At 70.4% G+C, this 7,174-nt stretch carries 6 protein-coding genes and 1 pseudogene; 2 read left to right on the forward strand and 5 right to left on the reverse strand.

Annotated elements, in window-relative coordinates:
* Positions 1-206: 206 nt before the first annotated feature.
* The 3 genes and pseudogenes from ACWDZ7_RS35785 to ACWDZ7_RS35795 form a co-directional block, all read right to left on the reverse strand.
* Positions 207-320 (reverse strand): annotated as a pseudogene (locus ACWDZ7_RS35785) (IS5/IS1182 family transposase); the annotation flags it as partial.
* A 46-nt stretch (positions 321-366) separates the two neighbouring features.
* On the reverse strand, positions 367-1,878 hold the full coding sequence (locus ACWDZ7_RS35790) for an FAD-dependent monooxygenase (protein WP_451802912.1): 1,512 nt from the start codon (positions 1,876-1,878) through the stop codon (positions 367-369).
* An 8-nt stretch (positions 1,879-1,886) separates the two neighbouring features.
* Positions 1,887-2,294: a hypothetical protein gene (locus ACWDZ7_RS35795; RefSeq protein WP_451802913.1), complete on the reverse strand. Its 408-nt coding sequence runs from the start codon at positions 2,292-2,294 to the stop codon at positions 1,887-1,889.
* 536 nt (positions 2,295-2,830) lie between these two features.
* Here ACWDZ7_RS35795 and ACWDZ7_RS35800 point away from each other — a divergent pair.
* A complete protein-coding gene (locus tag ACWDZ7_RS35800; protein ID WP_451802915.1) occupies positions 2,831-4,003 on the forward strand; it encodes a carboxylate-amine ligase in 1,173 nt (390 codons plus the stop codon).
* A 91-nt stretch (positions 4,004-4,094) separates the two neighbouring features.
* On the opposite strand, the gene ACWDZ7_RS35805 is transcribed toward ACWDZ7_RS35800, so the two are convergent.
* Entirely contained in the window at positions 4,095-4,886 is a 792-nt protein-coding gene (locus tag ACWDZ7_RS35805; RefSeq protein WP_451802917.1) for a 2OG-Fe dioxygenase family protein, read from the reverse strand.
* An 805-nt stretch (positions 4,887-5,691) separates the two neighbouring features.
* Here ACWDZ7_RS35805 and ACWDZ7_RS35810 point away from each other — a divergent pair.
* Entirely contained in the window at positions 5,692-6,498 is an 807-nt protein-coding gene (locus ACWDZ7_RS35810; protein ID WP_451802919.1) for a bestrophin-like domain, read from the forward strand.
* Here the strand turns inward: ACWDZ7_RS35810 and ACWDZ7_RS35815 are convergent.
* Entirely contained in the window at positions 6,416-7,165 is a 750-nt protein-coding gene (locus ACWDZ7_RS35815) for a transposase family protein (protein WP_451802925.1), read from the reverse strand. The genes ACWDZ7_RS35810 and ACWDZ7_RS35815 overlap by 83 nt on opposite strands.
* Positions 7,166-7,174 lie beyond the last annotated feature (9 nt).

Raw genomic sequence — 7,174 nt, forward strand, 5'->3', positions numbered from 1 at the left:
CCGGGCGAAGGTGCCCATGCGCGCCCCCGGAGGTCTGCGCCAAGTGGGGCGCGGTGTGGTTGGTCATACCGTCCGTGGTCGCCATGGCCACAACGACCGGCAAGCGTTGTGTGCGATCTTGTTCGTCTTGCACACCGGTATCCAACAGGGGTAACCACCCCCGAAGTTGGGCGTCGGCTCGGGTATGACCTGCTGGCGGCGCCTGGAGGCGTGCCCTGCGTCCCGTCGCCCTGAGGCCGCGCCCTCGACGGCGGGATCAGCGGCTCCGCGATCTCCCACTACCCGTCCGGAACGATCCAACTCCATGTTCCCCGCCCCATACCGGGGGCAACGACCGCCTCACCACATGGCACATGGTCTTGTTGCTCAAGCGGTGTGGTGAGGGCTGGTCCATGTGGTGACGGCCGAGGCCGTGACTTCCGGTTCTGTGTCCGCGTCAGCAGCATGAGCGACGTATCCGTCGGGACGGATCAGTGCCGCGGCAAGACCGGACCAGGCCCCCGGCCGGGGCCGGGCGGAAGTCACGTGGACGCGTGGTCCGGCAAGCGTGGAAAACTCCGCAGCCGAGGTGAAGTCGGCCAGCAGATACCGGTCGGGGCGCAGCGTGCGCAGCAGTGAGCCCTCCCGCACAGCCAGATCGGGTGCTCTGGTGCCGGTCAGCGGGTGACTGGTGGCTTCGGCGTGCTCAGCGGTGCCGTAGGCCACGGCCAGACCCGAGAGCCAGCCCGCCAGGTGCTCACGGGCGGGCGTGTCCTGTGCCAGGAGGCCGCAGAACATCGCGCGCAGTGCTTCGCCGCCGTGGGTGAAGGTGTGCATCAGGGCGCCCTGGGCGAGGGTGTCGGTGGCGAGCCGTTCGGCCACGGGCCGGCGTTCGCCGGTGTAGCTGTGGGCGCCGTCGACCAGTGAGGGGCGGGCCCAGCCCTGGAGTTCGGCGGCCAGTTTCCAGGCCAGGTTGGCGGCGTCCTGGAGGCCGACGTTGAGGCCCTGTCCACCGGCCGGCAAATGGACGTGGGCTGCGTCACCGGCCAGCAGGATCCGGCCGGTCCGGTATCGGTCGGCGTGCCGGTTGTCGTCGGTGGTGCGCGACAGCCAGTGCGCGTGACGGATGTCGGGCCAATGGCCGGTGATCCGGCGGATGGTGTCCCGCAGGGCAGGGAGGGTGAGCGGTTGTCTGTGCCGGTCACGGGCTTGCTGGGGTGTCAGCTGTGTGTCGGTGGCCTCGACGCCGAAGACGCGGTTGAGGCCGTCCGGTATCGGCAGCACGCTGAGCAGGCCGGTCTGCCGGTTCCAGTAGTGGGTTGCGGTGGCCTGGGGTTCGGCCAGGACCACGTCGGCGACGAACGGGACCGCACTGGGCGCGGAGCCCGGGAAGGTGATGCCCGCCTGGCGGCGCACGAGGCTATGGGCGCCGTCCGCGCCGATCAGGTACCGGGCTTCATGCGCCGTGCCGCCCGCGTTCACCCGTACCGCCGTGGTGTCCTGCTCGAGAGCGGTCACCGGCGTGCTGTGGTGGACGCGCACGCCGCGGTGGTCGAGGTGGTCGGCGAGCACCTGTTCCGTGCGGGTCTGCGGCACCATCAGCACGAACGGGTAAGGGGTGTCGAGGTGGGAGTAGTCGAGCGTCTGCGGCAGCGCGGCGAAGTGCGCATGCGGCAGGGGCGTTCCGTAGGACCGCAGGATGTCGGCGATCCGCTGTCCGCCGGTGGCGCGCAGCACGGTGAGCACCTCCAGGGTGCGCGGATGCACGGTGATCGCTTTCGCATCGCGGCTCGGTCCGGCGCCGCGCTCGAACACCTCCACCGGCACGCCGGCCGCGTCCAGCAGCGCGGCCGTCAGCAGTCCGACCGGACCAGCCCCGGCGACGATCACCTGCGGCACCGGTCAGCTCACCGCTCGCGGGGACGCAGCAGGGCCACGCCGGTGATCAGACCCGCCGTGGACACCATGTGCGTCCGCACCGCCCGCCGGTTGGGTACCTGCCGGCCGGTGACCACTCCAGCACTCCACATGGCCAGGCAGTGGCCGGCGCAGACCACCGCCATGGCCCGCCACAGGGCCGGGTCTCTGTCCGGTCCTGCCAGCACCCCGGTGACCAGCGCGCCCAGGGCCGCCGTGGTGATGAGCGCCTCGCGGGCCATGTGGTACTGGACATGGCCCGCACCCAGCCGGGCCTGCGGCACCTGGTAGGTGTCGTCCCACACGTGTTCGGCAGTGTGCCGCACCGACACCCCCGCGGCGGCCACGCCGGCGAGAGTCACTACTGTTCCGATCCGCTCACGTACCGTCCTCGTCATCACTGCCCTGTCCCTCCGTGCCGGATGTGACGTGCCCTCCGCCGTCCTGGCCGGCGCCGCGCCGGATGCCGCCCGTTCCGCCTTGCGCGCGCCCGCCTCGCGAGGAGGTATCCCCTGTCCGGGGTGCGCCACCGCTTCGGTACCCAGCTATACCCCGGCAGCATCGTCACGGACCGTACATCGCAGTCTTGGTCCAGGTTCGGTTCGGCAGGCCGATGACAGCCCGATATAGGACGTGATCGCGACGCTGTTCTTCTCCTGTCGTTCGGTCGGCACCCGGAACAGCAACTCCGCTCCACGGAGGTCGAACCCCGCGTCCGGCGAGGTCCTCGGATCCGTGGTCCGGTCAGGCCTGGCAGATCTCCTCGGGGAAGACCTGGCGCATCGTGTAAGAGAAGCTGCCCTGCCCACGGTCAGTAGGGAAAACGGACTCGGGATGCGGACAGCCCCCGACTGATCATCCGGCGAGAGGTGCGGATGAGCCTGCATGGCTGCCTATTTGCGCGTGGCGGGCCCCGCAGCACCGTTTTGTCGCGATGCTGGACGACGTGAACGCATCCCCACCGCCTTGTGATCCGTCCGTTGGCGTACCGACGATTGGGGTGGAAGAGGAGTTCTTCCTCGTCGACCCGCACACCCGCTTACTCGTCCCGGCCGGGCCGGCGGTCGCCGAGCGCGCCGCCGAAGAAGTGGGTGATCTGGTGACGAAGGAATTCGCCCTGTGCCAGGTCGAAGGGCGCACGTCGCCGTGCCGGTCTGCGGGTGAGCTGCGCGGGGATCTGGAGCGGGTGCGCGGAGCGCTGGTCGCGGCGGCCCGTGCCGAGGGGGCTGGTCTGTGTGCGTCGGGTACGGCGGTGATCCAGGAGGCGGGGCCGGTGCTGGTGGCCGACCATCCGCGCTACCAGGCGGGACAGACGCAGTACCGGAGCATGATGGACGACTTCGCCATCAGCGCCCTCCATGTCCACGTCCACCTGCCCGACCGCGAGCTCGCGGTCCTGACAGCCAACCACCTGCGGCCCTGGCTGCCGCTGCTCATCGCGCTGAGCGCCAACTCGCCGTTCGACCGCGGCCGTGATACCGGCTACGCCAGCTGGCGGTCGGTCATCCGCAGCCGTTTCCCCTGCCTGGGTCCCCCGCCCTATGCGGCGTCGTTGCAGGAGCACGAGCGGCTGGCCGTGACCATCGCGGATACCGAGGCGATGCTGGATGCGGGCACGCCGTTCTGGGACCTGCGGCCCAACCCGCGGTTGCCCACTCTGGAGATCCGCGCCATGGACGTACTGCAGGATCTCGACGACACCGTCGCAGTTGCCGTTCTGCTGCGCGCGCTCACCGTCACCGCCGCCGCCCGGGCGCAGTGCGGTGACCCGGGACCTGTCTGGGAGGGGGAGGTGCTGCGGGCCGCGTGCTGGCGGGCCGCCCGCGACGGGTGGAGCGACAAGGGCTTCGATCCGGTCACCGGCGGTTACCGGCCCGTGGCAGCCCTGGCCGAGGAGTTGTTGGCTTTCCTGCGGCCGGCGTTGGAGGACGCCGGGGATCTGGACGAGGTCGTGGCTCTGTTCGATCGGCTCTCCAGCCTCGGTGACGGAGCCGCCCGGCAGCGGGCCTGGGCGGCGGACGGGGCCGGGCCGCAGGCGGTGGTGGACCGGCTCGTGCTGGCCACCGCCCGCGGGCGTGGTGCCCGGGGTGCGGTCAGCGGGCGGTGAGCGTGGTGCCCGAGGCGCGGGTCAGCGGGCGGTGAGCGTGGTGCCCGAGGCACGGGTCAGCGGGCGGTGAGCGTGGTGCCCGAGGCACGGGTCAGCGGGCGGTGAGCGTTGTCACCAGGACGTCGCGGTGGCCGGGCCGGCCGGTGTCCTGCGGGCGGACCGGCGAGACGGCGTGCCAGGTCGCCCGGTCGTCGCTCAGCAGCAGGGTGCCGGGTTGGCTGAGCGTGGTGGCCGCGATCTCGTGGCCGTCCGCGTCATAGACCGTGCTGCGGCCGCCGGTCACGTTCTCACGGCAGATCAGCAGCGAGGACACCAGGTCGACGCCATCCTTGTGCCGGCCTTCAGGGGTGGGCTGCGCCAGGTTGTCCGCCTGCGCGATCACCCGGAAGGGGTGGACTCTGACGATCCACTCAGCGGTATCGTCCATCCCCCAGGCAACGTCACCGAGCAACCGGATCAGCGCGTACAGCACCGGTTCTGCCCGGAACGCCTCGGTAAGCGGCTCGAAACGACGTTCGACGCCCACATATAGGGGGTTGCTGTCCTCGGGCTGTACGAACGCCTGGTGACCCAGCGGCGCGACCTCCCCACCCCGGGACAGCAGGAACTGACCGTAACGCCGGAGGCGACGCGTACCTTTCTCGGCTGCGTACGGATCCGTCACCAGGTCTTCCCAGTGTGCGGCGAACCGCTCCCATACGGAGGAACCGGCGCTCACACATTGCGAGGCCGCAGCCGGGGGCATCAGGTGCCAGCCACGGCCGGCGACAGCTTCGCGCGCTGCCTGGACCAGGGTTGTCGCGTCGCCCGCGGCCGGGCTGCCCCCGTTGTCCTGGGCCGCCCCGTCCCGGTCGGCCTGCGCAATACCGTGGTCATCGTCCATGCGTTCATGCTCCTACTCACCGCCGTCCGCGGCATCCGCAGCGCCGTATGGGGGCGCCGGGGCATGTCGGCTGTCTGAGTACACATGCCGCCGATGTGAAGCGGCTGATCCGGTGCCGCCACTGGCTCCCGCCACCGGCTCCCGCCGCAGCGGCGCCCGGGGCCGAACAGCTGCCGCACCACGCATTCGCCACAGCTGCGGACATACGGGATCGCGGCAGGGAGACTCGGGGCGCCGGGCCGGCCGCCGGCCCAGGCCCAGGCCCAGGCCCGCCACGCTGAAAACACGCCCGGAAGCTGCCGGCGGGTTACTTGCCACCTGGTTCGCCGCTCGTCAACCGCGCCCCATGCCCTGCTCCAGGAAAGCACGGGCGGAGTTCGCGTACCGGTTCGCGGGTTCACGGTCTTCTCGCTGAACCGAAGACCCCAGCGAGGTGAGGAGGGGCGGGGCCGTTGAGCGAGGGCTTCTGCACACCACCGCGCGCGCCGAGCACCGCCCCCACCGCCGCGAGATCCGTACCCCCACTCCCGCCGACCATCGAACTGGCTGCTGCCCGCGCCCGTGATCGGGCCAACTTCCAGCCCGTCAGCTGCATCACGCCGCGTCCGGCTGGGGGCCGGGTCGGGCCGGCTCTCGGGAGGAACACGCGTTCGCCGATGATGTGCGGCGGCCTGGCCGCGCAACACGATCCAGCACCTGAAAGGGTGATCTCCTGCACCACAGCCGGGTCACTAAACATGTCCGACGCGACCAGGCCGTGATGATCGGATCCGGAGGCGCCGGCTCGGAACGAAACAGGTGTCGCGTGATCATCACCATCGTCGTTGCGGCCCTGGCCCTGGTCACCGGGCTGATCGCCCACTGGGTGCTGCGCGGTCGCTTGGAGGAGACAGAGACCCCCTCCCTGACGATTCGAGACTTTGTTCTGCCCCTGCAGACCCTGACCGTCTTCGTCCTCGCCTTCGTACTGGTGACCGCTTCCACGTCCAATGGCAAAGCGGACGAGGCGGCCCGAAAAGAGGCCGGCGTGGTGGACCACATTTTCGAAGTCGCCGATTACGCCCCCGCTTCGCAGCGCCAGCGGTTGCAGGCCGATGTCGTCTGCTATGCCCGCGCCGTACGCGCCTATGAATGGCCAGCCATGGCCGACGGTCGCGGCGCGCAGCAACCCAGCACTTGGACCACTGACTTCCGTGCCGCCCTCAAGCAGATGGGCACTGAGGCCTCCGCATTCAACATGCTGGTCGCCGCCGACAAGGAACGCTCGGAAGCCCGCCAGACCCGCATTGCCGAGTCCACTCCGGCCATCCCCAGCGCCGTGTACTGGCTCACCCTCGCCGCGCTGGCCTTCCTCGTGGTCGCCCTGGCTCTGTGCCTCCCACGCAAGAACACCCTGCTCGTCACCAGCGGCCTCATCGTCCTCACCGCCCTGCTCACGACTGTCCTGCTCGTCATCCGTGACGTGGAGCGGCCCTTCAACGGCGCCATCCAGATCTCTCCCTCCGCCATCAACGGCGTCGCCGACGACATCACCGACGACTACACCACCGCCTACGGCAACGGCCGCCTGCCCTGTACCGACAGGGGCGCCAAAAGCAACGCCGCGAGTTGAACAACGGCGCATGTACGGCATCGCGCCGTGCAGCCCCCGGTTCCGTGTCTGCCATACGTGGGGAGCTTGCGGGTTGGCTGGGCCGGGCCCGACCGCATGGCTGCTGCAAGCCCGCCTGGTCGGCCTGGACGGCGTGGTGGAGGCCGTCGCCCCTCTGGCGGCAGTCGCGGAGGATCTTCCAGTTCTTCATACGGGCGAAGGTGTGCTCGACGTGTGCCCTGACCCGGCGGTGTTCGGCGTTGTCCTCCTCCCGCCCGCGCAGGAGAGGTCGTCCGCCCCTTCCGCGGTCGGGACGGGACGATGAGGCCGGTCCCCGGGTAGGCGCCATCCGCCATGACCCTTGTCCCGGCCGTACGGCGGACAGATCCGACTCGCGCCAGAGGTGGGCGTCGGCCTTGTTCCCCGGTGCCGGGCGGGCGCTCGCGACGACCAGGCGGCTGTCCGCGTCGATGATGACCTGCACGTTCGCCGAGAAGCGGTAGTTCCTCGACGAGGCGCCAACCGTGCGGTCGCGCACAGGGATCAAGGTTCCGTCCACGATCCACAACCGGTCCGCGCCGGCGACCGGCCGCGGGGCCGGCTCCAGCGCCAGCAGCGGCCCCAGGCGCTGGATGACCCGGCAGACGGTGGCCGAGGAGATCCCAAAAAGCGGTGCGAGCTGCCGCATCGTGAGGTT

The organism is Streptomyces sp. NPDC003032 (genome assembly GCF_053591415.1).